The following is a 22,951-nucleotide window of genomic DNA, read 5'->3' as shown; positions in this document are numbered from 1 at the left end:
GTCACCTAAGCGACCGGGTTCTGATTAAACCGTTCTAATTAAGAACGTTTCAAGTTGTAGAAAGATTTCAAGCCGTTGTATTGAGCAAGTTCTCCCAATTGGTCTTCGATGCGAAGCAATTGGTTGTATTTAGCAACACGGTCTGTACGGGAAGGAGCACCCGTTTTGATTTGACCAGCGTTAGTCGCAACTGCAATGTCAGCGATAGTGCTATCTTCGGATTCACCTGAACGGTGAGAGATAACTGCTGTGTAACCAGCGCGTTTAGCCATTTCGATAGCATCGAAAGTTTCAGTCAATGTACCAATTTGGTTAACCTTAACCAAGATGGAGTTACCGATACCTTTTTCGATACCTGTTGCAAGACGCTCAGTGTTTGTAACGAACAAGTCGTCACCAACCAATTGGACTTTGTCGCCCAATTTTTCAGTAAGCAATTTCCAACCATCCCAGTCGTCTTCGGACATACCGTCTTCGATTGTAATGATTGGGTATTTTTCAACCCATGAAGCAAGAAGGTCAACATACTCAGCGGAAGTGTAAGATTTACCTTCGCCAGCAAGTGTGTATTTACCGTCTTTGTAGAACTCAGTGGAAGCAACGTCCATACCCAAGAATACGTCAACACCTGGTTTGTAACCAGCTTTTTCGATAGCCTCGATGATTGTAGTGATTGCTTCTTCATTCGAACCAAGGTTCGGCGCGAAACCACCTTCGTCACCTACAGCTGTGTTCAAACCTTTAGAACTGAGTACGGATTTCAAGTTGTGGAAGATTTCTGCTCCAATACGAAGAGCTTCTTTGAAGCTTGGAGCTCCTACAGGAAGAACCATGAACTCTTGAACGTCGATATTGTTGTCAGCATGCTCACCACCGTTGATGATGTTCATCATTGGTACTGGAAGAACTTTAGCGTTGAATCCGCCAAGGTATACATACAACGGAAGATCCAAAGCGTCTGCAGCTGCGCGAGCTACTGCCATGGACACAGCAAGGATTGCGTTCGCACCCAATTTACCTTTGTTATGTGTACCGTCCAAAGCGATCATCAATTTATCGATGCCCACTTGGTCAAGTGCGTCCATACCAATAACTTCAGGAGCGATTAGCTCATTTACGTTCTCAACAGCTTTAAGTACGCCTTTTCCAAGGTAACGGGCTTTATCGCCATCACGAAGTTCAACCGCTTCATGGGCACCGGTAGATGCACCGGAAGGAACGATTGCGCGTCCGATTGCGCCGGACTCCAGATATACTTCAACTTCTACAGTTGGGTTACCGCGAGAGTCAAGGACTTCGCGAGCATATACGTCAGAAATAATTGTCATTTGTATAGTCTCCTTTTATGGTCATTATTTTGTGAGTTAACTTAGCTAAGTTTGTTTGAGTGAAAAGTGTTAAATATTACGCTTTACGGCTGGCAATCATAGATACACCAGTCATTTCAGCGGGTTTTGGTAATCCCATCAAATCAAGAAGTGTTGGAGCCACGTCGGCAAGAATTCCGCTTTCGCGAAGCACAACGTTCTCGTCCGTCAAGATAAATGGAACTGGGTTAGTCGTATGTGCAGTAAATGGACGGCCATTCTCATCGAATACCATGTCAGCATTACCGTGATCAGCGATAATGATAACAACTCCGCCCTTAGCAGTTACAGCGTCTACAACCATACCAACACATTCATCGGTTACTTCAACTGCTTTCATTGTTGGCTCAAGCATACCGGAATGACCTACCATGTCCGGGTTCGCAAAGTTAAGAATGATAGCATCATGGTTATCTGCTTCAATCTCCTTCACGCAAGCTGCAGCCACTTCATAAGCACTCATCTCAGGTTGCAGGTCATACGTAGCAACCTTTGGTGAATTAATCAATATCCGCGTCTCACCCGGAAGCTCGACATCACGTCCACCACTGAAGAAGAAGGTAACGTGTGGATATTTCTCGGTCTCTGCAATCCGAAGCTGCTTTTTGCCATTTTGTACAAGGACTTCACCAAATGTGTTATCCAGGTTCTTAGGCTCGTAAGCTACATAACCATCAACTGTCTCTGCGAATAGAGTCAAGCAGACGAAATGTAAGTTTTGTGGGAATTTAGGTCCACGATCAAAGCCATGGAAGTCTTTATTAGTGAACACGTTCGACAATTGAATAGCACGGTCAGGACGGAAGTTAAGGAATACTACCGAATCACCAGACTCAACTAATGCAATCGGTTGGTCGTGTCCATCAACGATAACAGTTGGCATTACGAATTCGTCAAATATCGATTTCTCGTACGATTCTGTAACAGCCACAATTGGATCAGTATATCTAGGGCCTTCGCCGTATACCATCGCGCGGTACGATTTCTCGACGCGCTCCCAACGTTTGTCACGGTCCATAGCATAGTAACGACCTTGTACCGTGGCAATTTGGCCTACGCCTACTTCTTCAATCTTGGCAATAAGTCGTTCGATGAATCCCTTTGCACTATCTGGAGCCACGTCGCGGCCATCCAGGAAGGCATGGATATATACATCGTTCAATCCTTCCTTCTTCGCCAGATCAAGCATTGCGAACAAGTGCTCAATATGACTGTGAACGCCGCCATCAGACAGCAATCCATACAAATGAAGCTTCTTGCCGCGGTTCTTCGCACTACGAACGGCTTCAACGAGAGTTTTGTTCTCGTAGAACTCCCCATCGCGAATCGATTTGGAGATCCGAGTGAGATCCTGATATACGATCCGGCCAGCGCCAATGTTCAAGTGCCCAACTTCGGAGTTACCCATTTGACCTTCTGGAAGACCTACTGCTTCGCCGCAAGCGGTCAAAGTAGTGTTCGGATACTGCTTCAAGTAACGGTCATAGTTCGGCTTGTTGGCCTGTGCTACTGCATTACCTTCCACTGTATTCCGAAGTCCAAATCCGTCCATAATGATCAATGCTACAGGTTTCGGAGTTGCCATCTTACTTTGCCCCCTCAACCAACTGCGTATAGGAAACAGGTTGTAGACTAGCTCCACCAACAAGCGCACCGTCGATGTCGCTTTGTCCCATATACTCTTTCACATTCTCAGGTTTAACACTACCGCCGTATTGAATGCGAACTTTCTCAGCCACATCATTGCCATACAAATCTTTAACGAGACTACGGATATAAGCAATAACTTCATTCGCATCTTGCGAAGTAGAAGATTTACCTGTACCAATTGCCCAGATAGGTTCGTAAGCAATAACTACTTGAGCTGCTTGTTCAGCTGACAAACCTTGAAGAGCCGCTTCTGTTTGTACTTTCACGACATCCTTCGTTTGACCTGCTTCACGTTCTTCGAGCTTCTCACCCACGCATGGGATCGGAGTCAAACCGTGTTTGAATGCAGCATGAACTTTTTTGTTTACAATCTCATCCGTTTCGCCAAAGTAAGCACGACGCTCGGAATGACCAATGATAACATAGTCCACGCCTAGTTCTTTCAGCATCCCCCCGCTAATTTCTCCGGTGAATGCACCTTCATCTTCGAAGTGCAGGTTTTGAGCGCCAATTTTGATCGACGTTCCTTTTGCTGCTTCAACCAAAGCTGGAAGGTTAGTGAATGGTGCGCAAATGACTGCCTCAACGCCGTCAACTTCCGCAGCTCCCTTCACTGCTTCGAAGAAAGCTTTAGCTTCGGAAACGGTTTTGAACATCTTCCAGTTTCCTGCAATAATAGGTGTTCTCATGCGGTACACTCCTTCTAGGTTCACAATAATATTCTTACTTGTCGTTCAAAGCCTCTACGCCTGGAAGTGCCTTACCTTCCATGAATTCCAGAGAAGCTCCTCCGCCTGTGGAAATGTGATCCATTTGATCAGCCAAGTTGAATTTCTCTGCTGCTGCTGCTGAATCGCCGCCGCCGATAATCGTATAACCTTCTGTTGTAGCACAAGCTTTAGCTACTTCAAGAGTACCATTTGCGAAAATATCAATTTCGAATACGCCCATTGGTCCATTCCAAACAACCAATTTCGAATTCTTAATAATTTCTGCATACATAGCACGAGTTTTAGGTCCGATGTCTACGCCTTCCCAATCTGCAGGAATGCTATCTACATCAACTTCTCTGTGATTAGCTTGCGCGCTGAAATCATCGGCAATAACAACGTCAACAGGAAGAACAAAGTTCTTACCCAATTTTTTTGCCTTTTCGATGAATCCAAGAGCTGCATCAAGCTTGGTATCATCAAGCAATGATTGACCGATTTCAAGTCCTTGAGCTTTGTAGAACGTGTAAGCAAGACCTCCACCAATCAACACATTGTCAGCAATGTTAAGCAAGTTGTCGATAACATCGATCTTGTCCTTAACCTTTGAACCACCAATGATAGCAGTGAAAGGACGTTCAGGGGTAGACAAAGCTTTGCCAAGAACAGACAATTCTTTCTCCATAAGGAGACCGGATACTGCTGGCAAGTGATGAGCAATACCTTCAGTCGAAGCATGCGCACGGTGAGCGGCGCCAAAGGCATCGTTCACGAACAAGTCAGCTAGTTCTGCGAATTGTTTAGCTAGTTCTGGATCATTTTTCTCTTCACCAGGATAGAAACGTACGTTTTCAAGCACGAGCACATCGCCGTTGTTCAAAGCTGCTACTTTCGCTTTTGCTTCTTCGCCGATTGCTTCGTCAGCTTTAGCTACAGGTTTACCGAGCAATTCGGATAAACGTTCTGCTGCTGGTGTCAAACGCATTGATTCAACAACTGCGCCTTTTGGACGTCCCATGTGGCTCGCTAGAATAACCTTTGCGCCATTTTCGATCAAATACTTGATCGTTGGAAGTGTTTCGCGAATACGGGTATCATCCGTGATTGCTCCATCTTGCATCGGTACATTGAAATCAACGCGGACAAATACGCGTTTTCCGGTTACTTCTACATCACGTACACTTTTCTTGTTCATCCCCACGTTCCTCCTAAAGTGCTATTTATGTTCTCCTAAGCGAAACTTTATCTCTATATATTGAATATTTGTGTGTGTGAATGTCGATTTAAAGCTATTAGAAGCTATTTGTACATCGTTTCAATCATGAACCAAAGAGGAGTCCTTTGGGAAGGTCGCTCCTCTTTGATGATCATGTTTGGTTTGAGAAATATTACTTAGCGATTTTTGCAAACAATTCCAAAGTACGAATCAATTGAGCTGTGTAGGACATTTCATTGTCATACCAAGCAACTGTTTTAACCAATTGTTTGTCGCCAACAGTCAATACTTTAGTTTGAGTTGCATCAAACAGGGAACCAAAAGTGATTCCTTTAATGTCTGAAGATACGATTTCATCTTCAGTGTATCCAAATGTTTCGGAATCAGAAGCGGCTTTCATAGCTGCATTGATTTCATCAACAGTTACATTCTTCTCAAGAACAGTAACCAACTCAGTCAAAGAACCTGTAGCTACAGGAACACGTTGAGCTGCACCGTCAAGTTTGCCTTTCAACTCAGGGATAACAAGACCGATTGCTTTTGCAGCACCAGTAGTGTTAGGAATGATGTTCTCAGCTGCTGCACGAGCACGTCTGAAGTCACCTTTAGCGTGTGGAGCATCCAATGTATTTTGGTCGCCAGTGTAAGCGTGAATTGTTGTCATCAAACCTTCAACGATTCCGAATTGATCTTGAAGAACTTTTGCCATTGGAGCTAGGCAGTTAGTTGTGCAAGAAGCACCGGAGATAACTGTTTCAGTACCATCAAGGATGTCATGGTTGACGTTGTAAACAACAGTCTTCATGTCGCCTGTAGCTGGTGCGGAGATAACAACTTTTTTAGCGCCTGCTTTGATGTGTTTCTCAGCAGCTTCTTTAGTTGTGAAGAAACCTGTGCACTCAAGAACGATATCTACACCAAGCTCGCCCCATGGCAATTCTTCAGGATTGCGGTTAGCTAGAACTTTTACATCCTTACCGTTTACTTTGAAGAAGCCGTCATGAACTTCAACATCGCCTTGGAATGTGCCTTGAGTTGTATCATATTTCAACAAATGAGCCAACATTTTAGCGTCTGTCAGGTCATTAATAGCTACTACTTCAATACCTTCCACGTTTTGAATACGACGGAAAGCTAGTCGACCAATACGTCCGAAACCGTTAATACCAACTTTAATACTCATTGAATAGTTCCTCCCAATGTTCGTTTTTTTTATTATTCAAGACAGACCGAATAGGCCGCCGTGAGTAAACGGTAGTTATCAAACTCATTACATTATTTAAATGATTCTGTGCTCTTGCTGTCTGTCTTTCTTCTCCAGTTCACATACGATTTCCAACGCCGCCGCCTCATCCGTAACAAGAATACTCTCATTCCCGAACTTCAGCACCGCATGTATGGCTTTCGCTTTACTCTTGCCACCTGCGATTCCAATGACGATGTCAGTCTTCATGATGTCTTCCAAGCGAAGTCCCAAAGTCAGCATTTTGTGAACAACGACGCCTTCTTCGTTAAAATAATAACCGAATGATTCCGCCAAAGCGCCTTCCTTCTGCAACTCTGTGACCATCGGAGGTTCCATCTTACGGCGTCGCGCCATTTCCATAGCGTCTCCCACGCCATGTACCACAATCCGTGCTTTACGAATCATAGCCACAATATCGTGGATATTGGGGTCGTGTACCAGCGACTGATAAGCTTCTTTACCTAATAAATCAGGTACATGCAACAGACTATAACCTGCGCCAAGTCTCTTAGCCATTCCAGAAGCAATCGTGTTGGCCTGAATCTCTAGACTTTCGCCGAGTCCGCCTCTTGCTGGCACGAACCAGCTTTGCTTCAGCACTACATTAGCGGGTGGGGTTAGTTGCTCTGCGACTTCTGCCATTGTAGATCCACCAGTGACCGCAACCACGTCACCATCTTGCATCACACGCAAAAGTGCTTTAGCACCAGCACGTCCAAGCTCCCGTTTCGTGAGCGGAGAAGTCTCACAGTCACCGGGAATAACCACTACTTTCCTCAGTCCATAGACCTTACGGATCTTCTCTTCCAAATTGGCCAGACCAAAGATGTCCTTCACTACTGGCTCCAGATTCTCCAGCAGTATCCTGCCCGAATCGCTGATTCTCATGCCTATATTCTCAATTTCAATCAGGCCCTGAGCCTTCAGGAGATCCGTTTCAGCACGCAACACACGTTCCGTCATGTTCAGTGAGGTTGCCAAGGTTCTACGGCCAATTACGTCGGATAACATGATCTGGTGAAGTATGGTGTACCTTTTCTTGAGAATTTCCATGAGATCAGGAAGAAGCTGCTGTTGCATTTCCAAAATGTTACGCATGCCTTCAACTCCTGCAAGCTTCGTCTTCTCTCGTTTCTCCTTGGTCTCAAAACGTCCCGGGTTAACTTTTTAAGTCCCACTAACATTCTAACCAATTTTTCTCTCTCTTGCAAGTCTGACGTCCGTATAATCTCCAAACTTCTTTCCTCTTATACGCGTGAATAAAGCCGGCACCATAAAAGCGTGAAATTCAGCCCTCTGCGAAGGCCTCTTCTCGCGCTGAACTTTTCCCATAACACATCACTTTTTCTATTTTATTACTATAATTAAGGCACTTCTTGCCTCTATTCGTCACAAAATTAAAGGTTAAAAATTTTCACGTCTTGCTGGTTTAATTCTACACTTTCTTGCGTCCCCCATCATATAAACATAAATTCAACAAATGAACCATCACTCTGCTCCTAGTCTACTCTGGCAGTTTTGATAGATCTTGCTTGCAATTTTCAATTCAATATCATATAATCATTTTTGCTACTCTAAATGTGCGCCCGTGGTCCAATGGATATGACGCAGGCCTCCGAAGCCTGAGATCGAGGTCCGATTCCTCGCGGGCGCGCCATTATATTTAATAAAACAACCCCGCTGAGGGGATTTTTTTTACAAGTAGTTTGACTATCTTTGACTTTCTGTTTTAATTTGTTTATTATGAGGATAATATCAATCGATTCCGTCTAATATGAGATTGATGTGACTAATTCAATACTTGATGGAGAGTGCTACAGGAGATATTCCGTATTGTAACCGGGCCTGCGATGCTTCATCCAAATTTAAGGAGGTTTTAATCGGTGAGTTATATTCCAATGGTCGTCGAACAAAGTAATCGCGGGGAGCGCGCCTACGACATTTATTCTAGACTGCTTAAAGACCGAATCATATTCCTCGGCTCCCAGGTCAATGACGTCGTCGCTAACTCCATTATCGCTCAGATGTTATTTCTGGATGCAGAAGATCCGGGCAAAGATATTAGTCTCTACATCAACAGTCCAGGTGGATCTATCACATCCGGGATGGCTATCTTTGATACGATGCAGTTCATTAAGTCCGATGTATCCACGATCTGCGTGGGACTCGCCGCTTCCATGGGAGCTTTCTTATTGAATGCAGGGGCACCAGGTAAACGTTATGCGCTACCAAATAGTGAAATTATGATTCACCAGCCACTAGGTGGAGCCGAAGGTCAAGCGTCGGATATCGAAATTCGTGCACGTCGCATCCTCAAGATGCGCGACAAGTTGAATCATATCTTAGCTGAGCGTACAGGACAGCCGTTGGAACGTATCGAGAAGGATACAGATCGCGACTACTTCATGAGTGCTGCTGAAGCGACGGAATACGGACTCGTAGACAAAGTTATCGAGAAGATCACTCCGCCACAAGGCGCATAAGAAACATAATCTAAGGCTGTCTCCCAAACAGGGTCATTACTCTGTTTGAGAGACAGCCTTTTGTTGAATCATAGGGTTTTTAGCGTTATATTATAATATTAAAATACATTTCTACATAAGATGGACTAAACAAAATATCAGTTCAGCTTATCCATAAGGAGCCCTCATACTATGAATGGAAAGAAAAGAAAACCATTATATGACGTCAGCCGAACATTATCTGATGTAGCTACAGGGAAAAGCAAAGCTGATCTCGTTATCAAGAACGGAACGTTAGTCAATGTTTATACAGGTGAGCTACTGAGCCAAATGGACGTAGCGATAGCACAAGGAAGAATTGCTTATGTCGGAGATGCTTCTCACACTATAGGTGATAACACTACCGTCATTGACGCTTCTGGACGCTTCATTAGCCCAGGTCTATTAGACGGACATATGCATGTTGAGAGTACGATGCTAACCGTGACCGAATTCGCCAAAGCAGCGTTAGCCAAAGGTACAACGGGGATATTCATGGACCCCCATGAAATCGCTAACGTATTCGGAACAGAGGGTGTCAAATGGATGCACGAAGAAGGACAGGGTCTGCCACTTAAGGTATACACAACATTCCCTTCCTGTGTTCCCGCAACGGACGACTTGGAAGATGCAGGCGCCACGCTAGAAGTATCCGATATCGCCGAAGGAATGACATGGGATGGCGTTGAAGGTCTTGGCGAAGTGATGAACTTCCCCGGGGTAGTCTTTGGTGATCCCAAGATGGCTGGAGAAATCGAAGCTACCCTGCGTGCAGGCAAAACCGTAACCGGACACTTCCCAGCTGAAGATGAGCCCATGCTACAAGCTTATATCGCCTCTGGTGCAAGTTCTTGCCACGAAACAGTAACCAAAGAACAAGGCCTACTCAAACTCCGCTTAGGAATGCACCTCATGGTACGCGAGGGATCAGCTTGGAGGGACGTCAAAGAGGTAATTAAAGTCGTGACCGAGGATCATGTACGCACTGATAATATCCTGCTTGTTACAGATGATACCTACCCTCAAACGCTGGTAGAGAAAGGTCATCTCAATCATGTTGTGCGCCGAACAATCGAGGAAGGCGTTGACCCTGTAACTGCTATTCAAATGGGAAGTATCAATACCGCGCGTTATTTCAAGTTAGACGGCGATATTGGCGGCATAGCCCCTGGTAAATGCGCTGATATCTTGTTGATCGACGATCTTCACCGTATGGAGCCATCAACCGTCATCGCAGATGGTACTGTTGTATATGATAGCGGAGAACTCAAAGTCGAATTTCCAGTCTATGACTACCCCGCTAAAGCAAAAAGTTCTGTCCATTTGGCACGGCCGTTAGAATCGCAAGACTTTCTGCTCACAAGCGTTAGTAGCCTTGACGAGACTACTGTCCAAGTTATTGATGTTATCGAGAACAGTGCTCGCACAGCCAAAACAACCGCTAAGTTACAAGTGTCCAATGGAATCATTCAACCCGACCTTGAGGGTGATGTGATTCAACTAGCCTGCATCGAACGCCATCAAGGAACAGGAGACATCTCGCTAGCTTTCGTTAGAGGCTTCAAGCTTAAGCGGGGAGCCGTTGCCTCCACCGTAGCCCACGATAGTCACAACTTGCTCGTGATGGGTACAAATCCTGATGATATGGCCGTTGCAGCCAATGAATTGGCGAAGCAAGGTGGCGGTATGATCGTCGTCCTTGATGGCGAAGTTCTAGCAGCGGTACCTATGGCTATCGCAGGTCTCATGTCTGATCAACCGCTAGAAACCGTCGTTCAGCAGGTTAGTGAACTCGAAGCGGCTTGGAAAACACTTGGTTGTCCTTTGAATGCACCGTTTATGACCTTCTCGCTGGTTGCTCTTCCGGTCATTCCAGAGATTCGTATATCCAATCGCGGACTCGTTGATGTAACACAGTTCAAACTGATTCCTGTCGAAATTACGGAATAGCGGAATCAAGACAAGAAATTGCCCCATCCATAACAACAAGCCCGGGTTGGTTACCCCGGGCTTGTTTATTTCTATATGATAGTCTGGTGTTGTTCAAGATTCAAACATTGTTACCCCTTTAGTCCTGTAGTAGAAATACCCTCAACGAAGTACTTCTGTGCAAAGAAGAACAACAATATGCAAGGTAGTACGCTGACTACAGACATCGCAAGCACCTGGTTCCATGATACTGCTGACGATGCATCAAGCGATAGCCGCAGCCCCAGTGATACGGTAAACTTCTTAACGCTACTGATGTAAATAATAGAGTTAAAAAAGTCGTTCCAGGTCCACATGAACTGAAATATTCCCACGGAGAAGAGGGCTGGTTTACACAAGGGGAGCAACACCCGAGTCAACACTGAAAATGAATTACAGCCATCGATGGTTGCAGCTTCATCCAAGTCTACAGGCAGTCCCCGAATAAACTGAATCATCATATAAACGAAGAAGGCGCCAGTTGCAAATGCTGCTGGTATAATAAACGGTAAATACGTATCCAGCCAGTTCATTTTGTTAAATAAAATATACCGCGGGATCATGATCGATGCGTTGGGTAACATTAATGTAGCGATCATGATAGAGAACAACATCGTTTTAAATGGAAAATTAAATCTCGCAAAGCCGTATGCCACTATAACGCTCGAAATAATTGTAAATACAACAGTAGGTATGACCAATTTCAATGTATTAATAAAAAAGTCCTGAAAGCCATACTGTCCTGTCCCTTGCCAACCAAGAACATAAGAATCCCATACATAGGTGCTTGGAAGTAACTTACTCGACCCGAAAATATCTGCATTAGTCTTAAACGATGAAGTAAACAACCAGATGAGCGGGTAGACCATCACAAGGCCGAGAATAATCAGAAAAGCATATCTAAGTAGTGAGTCAGTCTTGCTGTTTGATTCTCTCATGATTTATTATCTCCCGTCCTCATAGTATACCCAGCTATTGGATGTTTTGAAGATGATGGCGGTTACCACCATGATGATGAGGAACAGAATCCATGACAAGGCAGAGGCGTAACCCATTTTGAAGAACGTAAAGGCTTCTTCATATAGCTTCAAAGCGTATAAATAGGTTGATTTCATTGGCCCACCATTTGTAATGACGAACGCCCCGGTAAACTCTTGAAAAGCATTGACCATCTGCATGACCAGATTAAACAATACAATAGGTGTAAGTAACGGCACCGTGATCTTAAAGAACATACGAAATTTAGATGCTCCGTCAATGGAACCAGCTTCGTACAAATCATTAGGAATCTGTTGAATTCCCGCTAAGAACAACACCATAGATGAACCAAATTGCCACACCGTCAGTAGGCCTAACGTATACAGAGCCACATCTGGGCTACCAAGCCAATCAACAGGCCCTATGTTAAGATAGCCCAGCATATTATTGATAACCCCTTCCTTCATAAAGAGGAAGCGCCATAATACAGAAATAGCTACACTTCCTCCAAGAATGGAGGGAAGATAATAGACCGTTCTGAAGAAATTGATTCCCTTCAGTTTCGCACTGAGCAGTACAGCTATGAACAGGGCAAAGGCAAGCTTTACCGGAACCGCGAGAAGAACATAAATTCCCGTCACCTTTAGCGACTGGTAGAAGTCAGGATCAGCCGTGAAAATTCTCTTATAATTATCCCAACCTATAAATTTTGCCGAGCTCACCATGTTATAATCCGTAAATGAGTAATACAGTGATGACAGAAACGGATAGAACTGAAAGATTAGCAAACCTATAATCCATGGTGCAATGTATAGCAGTCCGATGTACTGATAGTTTTTCTTAGCTTTTATTTTTTTCTTCATGCTTTTCTGCGTCTTGCCTACTAACGAATGAGATACAGACATAGCGGACTCTCTCCCTTCCTATCACAAGAATCTATTTTTATTTTCTGTCTTTAATTTCTTTAAGCTTGGAAGTTAAGCTGGCTATAAGCTCATCCGCAGCTTCCTCAGGTGTCGATTTCCCATAGCTTACCTTCTGAATGATGTCTTCCAGTACCTTTTGTACTTCAGAATTGTTGGCTACACTATTATCCACGATTCCTGCATGACTGAGACCAAGCTCTACCGCGTTCGTAATCGCAGCATCAATTTTCCCAGCTGCTACAGCCGCCTCTTGTGAAGATTTAACCGGTGGAACGGACCGAACATCACCCAGAATAGCGGCAGCCTCTTTATCATTCATGAACCAACTTAAGAACTTGGAGGCCTCTTCCTGATGCTTGCTTTTATTGCTGATTGCAAAAAGTTGTGAAGGTCTTACCAGCACCCCCGTGTCCTTGGCATCCTTAGCAATGACGGGAAGACTCGTAACTATCTCAACACCATCAGGTAAAACGTTCTTAAGTGAGAGCAACGTACTACTCATCGATGGTGCCATTGGAATTTCCTGATTGATCCACTTCGGATTTTGATCGATCTTACCGAAGAAGAGATCACTTTCACCAATAGGCTGGTAAACCCCTGCTTCCATGGCTTTATGAAGCCACTCAAAGCTTGCTACGGCATCTTCCTTGCTAAATCCAACTGTATAATCTTCATTAACCCATTGTGCACCTGTGCGTTGCTTCAACATGGTTACGATATCCTGGCGTAAAGCTGCGTGGTCCGCGAGCAAAAGATATTTAGAGCTATCTTCCTCATGTAACTTCTTTCCTGCCTCATAAATAGAATCCCAATCCCACTCTACGTCGGTTTGAATTCCCAATTTATCTGCAAGGGTTTTATTTATAATCATGCAATAAGAATTTACCCCAGTAGGTACTGCAACAAGCTGGTCATTGTACACACCGAAATTATTCAGGAAATCCTGATCAAAGCCTGCAGCGTCGAATTCCGAACTGTTGCCTAGATCAAGAAAGAAATCTCCTTTACTTGTTAATTCCTGCAGCCAAGGCAGATCAAGCTGCATTATATCTGCTGAGGTACCACCCGCCAATTGAGTCTTAATTTTCTGTTCGTAGCCATCAAAGCCCTGATACTCCGCTTCAATCGTTACGTTTGGCGCAATCTGCTTATAAGCTTCAATAGCAGCTATGGTGGCAGCATGACGATCCTCTCCACCCCACCAACTAAATCGCAAGGTTATTTTCTCATCTGAACTAACTGTTCCACCGGTCGTGTTATTTTTTCCAGTAGCTTCTTTATTTCCCGTGGAGCAGGCACTAAAAAGTGTAAGAATCAATACAGTCACAAAGAATAATGCCCCTATTTTTCTTCTTTTCATCGTTCATTCTCCTTTGACTACATTTAATGTAAGCGCTTTTAATTATAAGCCCCAATTCCACCGTTTTTAAGGGAGCTAATCTTAGAAAAAGGTATCAAAAAACACGCTTATTCAAGAAAAGGTATCCTATTGTTGTGAAATGAATCATTATTACAGTTGTTCAAGTTATCTGCGAAATAGCTTACTATAGTATTAATTCAATCTGGTATACTCAACATTGTAAGCCTTTACATTACATCAGAGGTGAAATCATGTACAACCTGTTAATTGTTGATGATGAAGTTGAAACGAGAGAAGCCCTCTCCAGTTATTTCCCTTGGGATGAAGTCGGGTTTGATATTATCGGTCAAGTTAGTAATGGACAAGAAGCTCTCCAATTTATCGCTGGAGATGAACGCGTCGATGTTGTTCTTACAGATATAAAGATGCCTGTCATGTCAGGTATTGAACTTGCAGAGAATCTATACAAAAGCAAGCGGAATATCAAAATCGTATTTCTTAGCGGTTACCGTGATTTTGAATATGCTCAGAAAGCACTTCATTACAAAGTTACTAACTATGTGCTTAAGCCCGCCAAATACCACGTTCTTATGGATGTGTTTATCAAGGTTAAAGAAGATATCGAGACTGAGAATACGGTTAACGAGGGACCTCCAAAGCTGGAGATAGATAGGCTTAAAGGGGATGAAAGTCTCATTATCAATAAAATTAAGACTTATGTAAATGAAAATTACAGCGAAGCTTCACTTGAAGAAGTAGCCAAACAGGTTCATATGAATGCCAACTACCTTAGTTTCTTTTTCAAACAAAAAACGGGACAGAACTTCTCAGATTACCTTCTAAAAGTCAAGATGGAGATGGCAGTCCACCTGCTTCAAAATGTCAGCTATAAAACCTATGAAATTAGTGAAATGATCGGTTATAGCAATGCCAAAAATTTCACACGCACATTCAAGGGCTATTATGGGAAGACACCTAGCGAATATAGAAATGGACAAGTCGCTCCATGAGAGAGAAGTACTTTATCAAACAATTAGCCACCTTTCTTATTCCACTACTTATTCCAATCATTATACTTGGTTCTCTCTCTACCATTACGACACAGCATGACATCAAAGCTGATATTAACCAAAACAGCAGTTTCCTGCTACTCCAATCTCAAACACAACTTGAAATGATTTTAAATGAACTAGATACCCTGTATCTAGCCCTTTATGATAATGCGGATATATTTAACGAGCTGTCTATTATACTTAAAAGTCCATATTATACCTATGAGAGTTCGACCTCGAACAGGATCATTTCCAGCTTTTTGAATGCCTTTACAAGCTCAAAACCCTATATTCAATCATTTTATCTCTATGTCGACAACCCGCATAACCGATTTTTATCTTCCGTCGACGGACTGGTAACTTTGGATCATTTTTACGATACGGCATGGTATGACCAGTTTATGAACTATACTGATTCCGCAAAAAAATGGACATCCCGAAGGGATATCCGCTTTTATGAGTTTGAGACAACTCCTACACCTATCGTTACTTTCTATAATGTACTGGTCCCGCAAAAAACAGCAATTATTCTTAATATTCGGCCAAAATACATCGAGAATATTTTAGACGATATTACAACTTATCAAGGTCAGCATTTGTTTGTGTTGGATGAAGAAGACAACATCATCTTCTCCAACCAACATAAAGAGCTCTTTGAGGATAAAGATATTCAGTGGATCGCTGATCACCCTTCAGGATCGTTTGATATGACTACATCACAGGGGAAAGTCAATATCACCAAGGTTGAATCCGAACGTTATAAATGGAAATATGTCTCTGTCATTCCTCATTCCGAGTTGTATAAGACACCTTCTCGTATCCTTTACCTTACGCTTGTATTTGTAGGTATATCCGTAGTGTGTGGATTTTTCCTCACTTATTATTTAGTACGACGAAATTATAAACAGCTAAAGATGATTCGGACGCTCATCAAGTCAGCTGATGACACCCATGTCCTACCAAAGCCACCCGTAAAGGTAAGGGATGAATATACTTATATTATCCAAAATATGATCACCCATTTTATCGAGCATCGGTATATCCGAACACAACTTTTGGAGAAAAAGTATAGATTGCAGGTAATGGAACTATTAGCCCTACAATCCCAGATCAACCCACATTTTCTGTATAATACCTTGCATTCGGTATATTGGGAATCTGTAGCATTGACCGGGAAGCCTAATAAAGTCAGTGAGATGATTGAGAACTTATCCGACTTATTGTCCTACTCCTTCAGCAACCCTACTAAAACCGTAACCTGGAGCGAAGAAATAGCCAATTCCATCAGTTATATCAATATTCAAAAAAAGCGATATAAAGATAAGTTTGACGTGATCTTTGAATACGAGGAGGAAATAACTAAGCTATATACGATGAAACTACTCTTGCAGCCACTTCTGGAAAACAGTCTCTACCACGGAATTAAGGAGAAAGAAGGCCTCGGACTCATCAAAGTCAAGCTAACCCTAAAGGAAGAGCAGCTTTCTATCGTGGTCATTGATAACGGAATTGGGATCGACCCCCTAAGACTAAGTCAAATTCAACAGCGGCTGGAGTCTGATGAGGAACGAACGAAACATGTTGGCTTGTTTAATACCAACAAGAGATTGAAGTTAACTTATAACAATAAATATAATTTCCGCATCCGAAGCAAGCTCGGCTTGGGTACTATGGTTGAAATTGTAATTCCAATACGGCAAGAGCGTTATGAATGATCATAACGCTCAAATTTTACGGTCCTTACACCTTCATCAGGTCGTTATCATTCAGGTCTATTCTGCTTTCGATATTGCAGCGGTGAACGCTTCGTAATCTGTTTAAATACCCTTCCAAAGTGAGCAATGCTATCAAAACCTGTCTGCTCAGCAATTTTCGTAACCTTCCAATTAGTATCCCGCAATAAGGCCTGCGCTTCTCTAATTCGCACATAGTTAATATACTCTATAACCGTAAACCCTGTTGTCTTCTTGAAAATACGGCATAGATACGTTGCACTGATAAAAAAATTCTCCGCGATCCCCTCAAGTGTCAGCTTCTCCGCAAAATAAGTATTCAAGTATTCAATGATGCCATATACCCTTCGTTGCGTTTCATTGTCTTCAGGGAGCACAGGTTCGGGCTTCTCCTCACGTATTCGTCCGAGAATAATCAGAAGTTGAAGAAGCAAGGCCTGCAAATAGGGGGTACTCCAGAGTGAGTCCTCTTGTTGCTCTCGCAGCATCATGTAGAGTAGGTCAACAATCCTTCCTTGCTCATGAACACTAGGCCGAAGCAAAAAACTCTCTCCCTGAAACAAGGGCAACCGATTGACCCCCATCTCCACCACGGACTGAATAAATAGATCATCAAAATTGATCAATATCCTTTCATGATTGGAAGTCCCTTTACTAGTTGTACGGTGCAGTTGATTCTTATTAATAAATAGCAAATCACCCACCTGAAGTGCGTAAATACGATTGTTAATGTAATAGTAGCGTTCACCAGCCAGCAAATAATAGATTTCATAAGTTTCATGAAAGTGGTCAGAGTCCATATTAAACTGCCCTGTCCGCTTGATTTGCTCTATTTCAAAAAATGGCACTGCACTCATTAGTCATACCTCATTCTTTGAAAGGATAAAATATGCATAGTTTTTAGTGAAACGACTAGAAAAAGCTTAGATTTTCACATTTCATATACTATAAGATAGATTCAAATCAAAGTAAATGGAGTGATCACCTTGTCGAAAAAGAAATATGTCATCGTAGGTACCGGAGGTCGAGCCGAATTTTTCTATAGTGAATTGATTACAACTTATAAAGAAACTTCAGAGTTAGTAGCGATATGCGATGTCAATCAGACGAGAATGAATTATGCCAATCAACTTTTAGTGGACAAATACAACTATCATGCTGTCGCTACCTATAAAGCGGAGGATTTTGATCGTATGATCGAGGAGCATAAACCTGATTTTGTACTTGTATGTACGATTGATCGTACTCACCATAAATATATCATTCGCGCCATGGAACTAGGCTGTGACGTCATTTCAGAAAAACCTATGACCACAGATGAGGAGAAATGCAAGGAAATATTTGATGCGATCGAACGAACTGGCCAAAATCTTCGTGTAACGTTCAATTACCGCTATGCTCCTCATAATACCAAGATTAGAGAAGTTATTATGGATGGAACGATTGGCGAAATTCTCTCGGTGAATTTTGAATGGCTGCTGAATACTGAGCATGGAGCTGACTACTTCCGTAGATGGCATCGCGATAAGCGTAATAGCGGGGGATTACTTGTACACAAGTCAACGCATCATTTTGACCTGATGAACTTCTGGTTGGATTCCAAACCGGATACGGTTTTTGCGATGGGCGACCTGCGGTATTACGGCAAGGAGAACGCTGAGAAACGTGGTATCACAGATTTTTATCAACGTGCATATGGCAGTGAAGCTGCCCAGAATGATCCTTTTGCCTTACACCTTGATCAGAATGAGCATTTAAAGAGTATGTATCTAGATGCCGAGCATGAAGATGGGTACCAGCGCGATCAAAGCGTGTTCGGAGATAATATCAGTATTGAAGATACGATGAGCGTAATGGTCAAGTATAAGAACAAAACAGTGATGAACTATTCACTAAACGCTTATATGCCTTGGGAAGGTTTTATTATTGTTTTCAATGGCACTGAAGGACGTATGGAAGTACGTGTTACAGAGAAGTCCTATGTGAATTCCGGGGGCAAAAAAGAGAATGAAGGCGCGTTGGAAGGAATGAGTATTGTTATTTACCCTCATTTCAAAGAACCATATTCTGTGGAGTTTGAACAAGGGGCTGGTGGCCATGGCGGCGGCGATCCGGTTATGCTTCGTGACATTTTTGAAAAGAAGCAGGAGGATCGTTTCAATCGTGCCGCTTCCCATATAGATGGAGCGCTCTCCATTATGACTGGCATTGCGGCTAACCGCTCCATCCGTACAGGACAACCTGTGAAGATAGACGACCTCTGGCAAAATTAAGAGCCCGTACTGTTGGACATCAAGATCCTAAATTCATACCAAGCCTGGGGTAGCTTCAACTACCTCAGGCTTGTTTTTTTAGATAGTTGCGGTTGAGCACCCTATTTCCACAGAACACGCAATACGAATATTCTCAGCCGGACGATCTCGATGATTGGCCCGCCACAACAGTTGTTCAAAAGCTCTAGCACCAATATTGCTACCGTTCACCCTTACTGAAGTCAAATGATTCTTCGATTCGGAATCTTCTCCATCGCTCAGCAGATCAAAGCCAGTAACGGATACATCCACTGGTACGTGAAGCCCTTGGGACGACACCCACTTGATAACCTGTCTAGCAACTAGATCGTTCGCACATACCAACGCGCTCGGAAGCTTCGGCATTGTACTAAGCGCATCTCCCACTTCCCGAATGTCAAAATAATGGCTTGGAACATCCGCGATCGCACAGTACGACTTCTCCAGAGGCAATGCAGCATGAATTAAAGCTCTGGTAAATCCGAACCAACGTTCATTAAAGGACAAGCAATTTTGGATATTACCGATAAATCCAATGGATGTATGACCTAGTGAGATTAGATGACTTGTAAGTTCGAATACACTTTGTTCACTCTCCATCATAACCGTATCACAAATCATATCCTTCGTTTGAAAGTCCGCATGACAATCGATCAACACGGTAGGGAGACCCCATCCCTTCAAGGCATGAATATAATCCTTTGAGGTCAGCCCCGCTGCAATGACCCCATCGATCTCTCTGTTACTTAATGAATGCGGAATCTTCAACTCTTTACAGTCCTGAGGCGAAATAAAGTGTAGCACCATCGCACAGCCATAATATCTTGCGGTTTCTTCTACTCCCCTGAGCACATCCACCCAGTATCCTTGCTGCGACATCCCTATCCCAGAAGGAATAAGTAGAGCAATGGTTCGCAGCGCTCCAAGTGAGCCGTCTGATGTACCTGATCCAACTGCAGAATTTCTTCCACTTTTACCGAGGGCAGGAGTTATTTCTCGGCCATAATGTTTATAACCTATCTCAGCTGCCATATTTAACACCCGCTCGCGCGTTGATTCCGGTACCCCTTCATTTCCATTTAGAGCTTTCGAGACCGTCGTCCGCGACAAACCAAGTCGATTCGCAATATCAAGTGAGGTCATTTTCCTCTTCACTGATTTACAACCCCTTATGAATAATGTTCAATTTGTTAACTAATTGTATATTTTAATATGAAAATAGCATTTATATTTTACTTTATCTACACCAACTTTACATTATGAACAAAATAAACACAAATATAGTTTACGTTAATTTTGGACCATTGTATAATGAGGTCACTTCAAACGAAAACGGAAGGATGAAATGAACCTATGAAACTAATCCTGAATAACTGGAAATTTAAAGCATGCGACGATACAGAGTGGCTCCCGGCAACTGTACCGGGCTGCGTTCATACTGATTTGCTGGACAATGGAATTATTGCTGATCCCTTCAATGGAACAAATGAACAAAATGTACAGTGGATCGACAAGAAAGATTGGGAATATGTAGCTTTATTTGATGCGGATGAAGCTTTGTTGAATCATCGACATGTGGAGCTTATATTTGAAGGTCTCGATACCTATGCAGATGTAACTTTAAACGGTAAGGCAGTGCTGTCTGCTGATAATATGTTTCGTACTTGGAGTGTAGATGTACATAACTTATTGCACCCCCGTAACAATCAGCTTCATATCACTTTCCGGTCACCGATTGCAGAGGACTTACCTAAGCTTGAGGCTCTAGGGTACGCTTTACCAGCACCAAACGACCAGTCGGAAGGTGGAGGGTTAGCCGATAAAAAGGTCAGCATATTTGCACGTAAAGCCCCTTACCATTACGGCTGGGATTGGGGTCCACGATTTGTCACGAGTGGTATTTGGCGCGAAACCCGTTTAGAAGCTTGGTCTGAAGTGAAGATCACCGATCTGTACATGGAGCAAAAAGAGGTCACTCCTCAGCTTGCGAAATTGACTGCTGTCATCGAAGTGGAGAGCGCTCAGGCCTACTCAGGTTTAATTAAACTGTCTACCAAAAGCTTAGAATGGGAGCTTAATGTGGATCTCACCCCGGGAACCAACCACATCAATCACGGATTCGAAATAACTAACCCTGACCTATGGTGGTCACGTGGGTTAGGAGAGCCACATCTGTACGAATTCAAAGTGGAATTTAATCACGCGGGCAATTCATTAGCAGAACGGACTGTACGAACCGGTCTGAGAACCATCAACCTCATTCGGAAGAAGGATAAGAAGGGTAGTTCTTTTTACTTCGAGTTGAATGGTATTCCTGTCTTTGCTAAAGGTGCTAACCACATTCCAAATGATAGCTTTGCTTCGCGGGTGACCAAAGAAAGATACGAGCACGAAATCGCCAGTGCGGCTATAAGCAACATGAATATGCTTCGCGTATGGGGCGGTGGCATCTATGAGCAAGATGTATTCTATGAATTGTGCGATGAATACGGAATACTCGTGTGGCAAGATTTCATGTTCGCCTGCAGCATGTATCCAGGAGACGAAGCTTTTCTTCACAACGTTCAGATCGAAGCGGAAGAGAATATCAAGCGACTTCGGAACCATCCTTCCATTGCCTTATGGTGCGGTAACAATGAGATGGACTCCGCTTGGGCACATTTTGACGAGCATGCCGGATGGGGCTGGAAGCAAAGTTATAACGAGCAGCAGCGAGAGCAAATTTGGTCTGATTATGAAGCCATTTTCCATCAGTTGCTTCCCGAAGCCGTAGGCAAGTTACATCACAACGTAGCCTACTGGCCTTCCTCACCGCTGCAAGCTTTAACAGAGAATAAAGATCAGCATTCACATGCATTATCTAGCACGGGCGATATTCATTATTGGGGAGTATGGCATGCAGCGGAGCCGTTTGAGAATTACAATGCTAAAGTTGGACGGTTCATGAGTGAGTACGGGTTCCAGTCCTTCCCGGAAGAGAAATCCGTATACACCTATGCCGAGCCTTCTGATATGGAGCTGGAATCTGCTGTCATGCTGTGCCACCAACGCAATAATGATGGTAACCGACTAATCAAACAGTATATGGATATGTATTTACCGGAGCCGAAGGATTTCTCCTCCTTCCTCTACATGAGCCAAATCCTTCAGGCAGAAGCCATGAAGACAGCGATCGAAGCCCACCGCCGGAACAAGCCTTATTGCATGGGCTCTCTATACTGGCAAATCAATGATTGTTGGCCGGTAGCTTCTTGGGCGAGTATGGATTACTTCGGCCGCTGGAAAGCTGCCCAATATTATATTAAGAATAGTATGCGTGACATCATGGTCTCCATTGATAGCAGTAGCACCGAGAATTTAGATATTCATGTTGTGTCCGATGTTCTGACCCCATTGGATGGTAAGCTCGTAATAGAATCATTTGATTTGGGTGGTCAATTGCTCAAGACGTTGGAGCAGCAAATAAGTGTGGAACCAAACTCCGCGACGCTAGTTAAGTCTGTAAACAAAGCCGAGTGGATAGGAACCAGCGACAATCAGGAAGTCGTGCTTCGGGCAACCTTGGAGCAGGGCGATCAAGTACTGGATCGCAAAATGCACTTTTTCACAGCGACTCAAGAGAGTAAGCTTCCGGTTGCAAAGATTACATGCAGAGCAGATGATGAGGCTGCAGGAATCTACACGCTAGAAAGTGATGTTCTAGCCAGAGGAGTATGGTTGTCCACTCAAACTGAAGGCATCTTTAGCGACAACTTCTTTGACCTAATTCCAAGCCAACCTGTCACTGTACAATTCCAGGCAAGGGGCAAGGAAGGTAAGCCATTCTCTCCTTCAGCAGCGGAAAATCTGACCGTGTGTTCTATGGCAGATTTCATCAAATAAGTTAGATAAGATATGTCCCCATTAAACACAGAAGCTGCCTCCATGTAGAAATTCTACTTAGAGGCAGCTTC

The 22,951-nt window shown here is 43.4% G+C and carries 17 protein-coding genes and 1 tRNA gene; 7 read left to right on the top strand and 11 right to left on the bottom strand.

The genetic code is table 11. The annotated features are described in order from the left end of the window. Positions 1-38: 38 nt before the first annotated feature. From eno to NST85_RS01185, 6 genes are all read right to left on the bottom strand, one after another. On the bottom strand, positions 39-1,328 hold the full coding sequence (gene eno, locus NST85_RS01210; RefSeq protein ID WP_127193233.1) for a phosphopyruvate hydratase: 1,290 nt from the start codon (positions 1,326-1,328) through the stop codon (positions 39-41). A gap of 76 nt (positions 1,329-1,404) precedes the next feature. Further along, positions 1,405-2,952: a 2,3-bisphosphoglycerate-independent phosphoglycerate mutase gene (gene gpmI, locus NST85_RS01205; protein ID WP_341188304.1), complete on the bottom strand. Its 1,548-nt coding sequence runs from the start codon at positions 2,950-2,952 to the stop codon at positions 1,405-1,407. A 1-nt stretch (position 2,953) separates the two neighbouring features. After that, entirely contained in the window at positions 2,954-3,706 is a 753-nt protein-coding gene (gene tpiA / locus NST85_RS01200) for a triose-phosphate isomerase (RefSeq protein WP_127193231.1), read from the bottom strand. 34 nt (positions 3,707-3,740) lie between these two features. After that, the gene (locus NST85_RS01195) at positions 3,741-4,922 is read right to left on the bottom strand and encodes a phosphoglycerate kinase (RefSeq protein ID WP_127193230.1); all 1,182 of its coding nucleotides are present in this window, start codon (positions 4,920-4,922) and stop codon (positions 3,741-3,743) included. Between the two features lie 193 nt (positions 4,923-5,115). After that, complete coding sequence (gene gap, locus NST85_RS01190) at positions 5,116-6,126, bottom strand: type I glyceraldehyde-3-phosphate dehydrogenase (protein ID WP_127193229.1); 1,011 nt, start codon at positions 6,124-6,126, stop codon at positions 5,116-5,118. Positions 6,127-6,222: 96 nt separating this feature from the next. Further along, positions 6,223-7,287, bottom strand: a complete 1,065-nt coding sequence (locus NST85_RS01185) for a sugar-binding transcriptional regulator (RefSeq protein ID WP_127193228.1) — start codon at positions 7,285-7,287, stop codon at positions 6,223-6,225. 484 nt (positions 7,288-7,771) lie between these two features. On the opposite strand from NST85_RS01185, the gene NST85_RS01180 reads away from it, so the two are divergent. The 3 genes from NST85_RS01180 to ade all read left to right on the top strand — a co-directional run bounded on the left by NST85_RS01180 (position 7,772) and on the right by ade (position 10,640). Continuing rightward, positions 7,772-7,846, top strand: a tRNA-Arg gene (locus tag NST85_RS01180). Between the two features lie 226 nt (positions 7,847-8,072). Continuing rightward, positions 8,073-8,672 carry an ATP-dependent Clp endopeptidase proteolytic subunit ClpP gene (gene clpP / locus NST85_RS01175; RefSeq protein ID WP_127193227.1) on the top strand — a complete coding sequence of 200 codons (600 nt, stop codon included), beginning with the start codon at positions 8,073-8,075 and terminating at the stop codon, positions 8,670-8,672. A gap of 171 nt (positions 8,673-8,843) precedes the next feature. Beyond that, positions 8,844-10,640 (top strand): adenine deaminase, encoded by a 1,797-nt coding sequence (gene ade, locus NST85_RS01170; protein ID WP_341188303.1) that lies wholly within the window; start codon positions 8,844-8,846, stop codon positions 10,638-10,640. 110 nt (positions 10,641-10,750) lie between these two features. Here ade and NST85_RS01165 read toward each other — a convergent pair whose 3' ends face one another. The 3 genes from NST85_RS01165 to NST85_RS01155 are packed head-to-tail and all read right to left on the bottom strand — an operon-like array spanning position 10,751 to position 13,922. Beyond that, on the bottom strand, positions 10,751-11,596 hold the full coding sequence (locus tag NST85_RS01165) for a carbohydrate ABC transporter permease (protein ID WP_307400766.1): 846 nt from the start codon (positions 11,594-11,596) through the stop codon (positions 10,751-10,753). A 6-nt stretch (positions 11,597-11,602) separates the two neighbouring features. Next, positions 11,603-12,541 (bottom strand): carbohydrate ABC transporter permease, encoded by a 939-nt coding sequence (locus NST85_RS01160; RefSeq protein ID WP_307400764.1) that lies wholly within the window; start codon positions 12,539-12,541, stop codon positions 11,603-11,605. 37 nt (positions 12,542-12,578) lie between these two features. Further along, a complete protein-coding gene (locus NST85_RS01155) occupies positions 12,579-13,922 on the bottom strand; it encodes an ABC transporter substrate-binding protein (protein WP_341188302.1) in 1,344 nt (447 codons plus the stop codon). Positions 13,923-14,173: 251 nt separating this feature from the next. Between NST85_RS01155 and NST85_RS01150 the strand changes: the two genes are divergently transcribed. After that, complete coding sequence (locus tag NST85_RS01150; protein WP_127193222.1) at positions 14,174-14,932, top strand: response regulator transcription factor; 759 nt, start codon at positions 14,174-14,176, stop codon at positions 14,930-14,932. After that, on the top strand, positions 14,929-16,689 hold the full coding sequence (locus tag NST85_RS01145; RefSeq protein ID WP_127193221.1) for a sensor histidine kinase: 1,761 nt from the start codon (positions 14,929-14,931) through the stop codon (positions 16,687-16,689). The genes NST85_RS01150 and NST85_RS01145 overlap by 4 nt, the downstream gene beginning before the upstream one ends. 47 nt (positions 16,690-16,736) lie before the next feature. On the opposite strand, the gene NST85_RS01140 is transcribed toward NST85_RS01145, so the two are convergent. Beyond that, a complete protein-coding gene (locus NST85_RS01140; RefSeq protein ID WP_341188301.1) occupies positions 16,737-17,564 on the bottom strand; it encodes a helix-turn-helix transcriptional regulator in 828 nt (275 codons plus the stop codon). A 129-nt stretch (positions 17,565-17,693) separates the two neighbouring features. Here NST85_RS01140 and NST85_RS01135 point away from each other — a divergent pair, with 129 nt between their 5' ends. Beyond that, the gene (locus NST85_RS01135) at positions 17,694-18,980 is read left to right on the top strand and encodes a Gfo/Idh/MocA family protein (RefSeq protein ID WP_341188300.1); all 1,287 of its coding nucleotides are present in this window, start codon (positions 17,694-17,696) and stop codon (positions 18,978-18,980) included. A gap of 78 nt (positions 18,981-19,058) precedes the next feature. Here the strand turns inward: NST85_RS01135 and NST85_RS01130 are convergent, their stop codons facing one another. After that, on the bottom strand, positions 19,059-20,153 hold the full coding sequence (locus NST85_RS01130) for a LacI family DNA-binding transcriptional regulator (protein WP_341188299.1): 1,095 nt from the start codon (positions 20,151-20,153) through the stop codon (positions 19,059-19,061). Positions 20,154-20,351: 198 nt separating this feature from the next. On the opposite strand from NST85_RS01130, the gene NST85_RS01125 reads away from it, so the two are divergent. Beyond that, entirely contained in the window at positions 20,352-22,880 is a 2,529-nt protein-coding gene (locus tag NST85_RS01125) for a beta-mannosidase (RefSeq protein ID WP_341188298.1), read from the top strand. Positions 22,881-22,951 lie beyond the last annotated feature (71 nt).

It is taken from the genome of Paenibacillus sp. FSL K6-2524 (genome assembly GCF_038005525.1).
In the GTDB taxonomy this organism is placed as follows: domain Bacteria; phylum Bacillota; class Bacilli; order Paenibacillales; family Paenibacillaceae; genus Fontibacillus; species Fontibacillus anaericanus.
The sequence above is the reverse complement of the archived record's forward strand: the minus strand, read 5'-3'. Positions and strand labels throughout refer to the sequence as shown.

What these genes read in the sequence shown, in the direction of transcription:
- eno (WP_127193233.1), bottom strand. Translation starts at nt 1,328, where the DNA reads ATGACAATTATTTCTGACGTATATGCTCGCGAAGTCCTTGACTCTCGC.
- gpmI (WP_341188304.1), bottom strand. Translation starts at nt 2,952, where the DNA reads ATGGCAACTCCGAAACCTGTAGCATTGATCATTATGGACGGATTTGGA.
- tpiA (WP_127193231.1), bottom strand. Translation starts at nt 3,706, where the DNA reads ATGAGAACACCTATTATTGCAGGAAACTGGAAGATGTTCAAAACCGTT.
- NST85_RS01195 (WP_127193230.1), bottom strand. Translation starts at nt 4,922, where the DNA reads ATGAACAAGAAAAGTGTACGTGATGTAGAAGTAACCGGAAAACGCGTA.
- gap (WP_127193229.1), bottom strand. Translation starts at nt 6,126, where the DNA reads ATGAGTATTAAAGTTGGTATTAACGGTTTCGGACGTATTGGTCGACTA.
- NST85_RS01185 (WP_127193228.1), bottom strand. Translation starts at nt 7,287, where the DNA reads ATGCGTAACATTTTGGAAATGCAACAGCAGCTTCTTCCTGATCTCATG.
- ade (WP_341188303.1), top strand. Translation starts at nt 8,844, where the DNA reads ATGAATGGAAAGAAAAGAAAACCATTATATGACGTCAGCCGAACATTA.
- NST85_RS01165 (WP_307400766.1), bottom strand. Translation starts at nt 11,596, where the DNA reads ATGAGAGAATCAAACAGCAAGACTGACTCACTACTTAGATATGCTTTT.
- NST85_RS01160 (WP_307400764.1), bottom strand. Translation starts at nt 12,541, where the DNA reads ATGTCTGTATCTCATTCGTTAGTAGGCAAGACGCAGAAAAGCATGAAG.
- NST85_RS01155 (WP_341188302.1), bottom strand. Translation starts at nt 13,922, where the DNA reads ATGAAAAGAAGAAAAATAGGGGCATTATTCTTTGTGACTGTATTGATT.
- NST85_RS01150 (WP_127193222.1), top strand. Translation starts at nt 14,174, where the DNA reads ATGTACAACCTGTTAATTGTTGATGATGAAGTTGAAACGAGAGAAGCC.
- NST85_RS01145 (WP_127193221.1), top strand. Translation starts at nt 14,929, where the DNA reads ATGAGAGAGAAGTACTTTATCAAACAATTAGCCACCTTTCTTATTCCA.
- NST85_RS01140 (WP_341188301.1), bottom strand. Translation starts at nt 17,564, where the DNA reads ATGAGTGCAGTGCCATTTTTTGAAATAGAGCAAATCAAGCGGACAGGG.
- NST85_RS01125 (WP_341188298.1), top strand. Translation starts at nt 20,352, where the DNA reads ATGAAACTAATCCTGAATAACTGGAAATTTAAAGCATGCGACGATACA.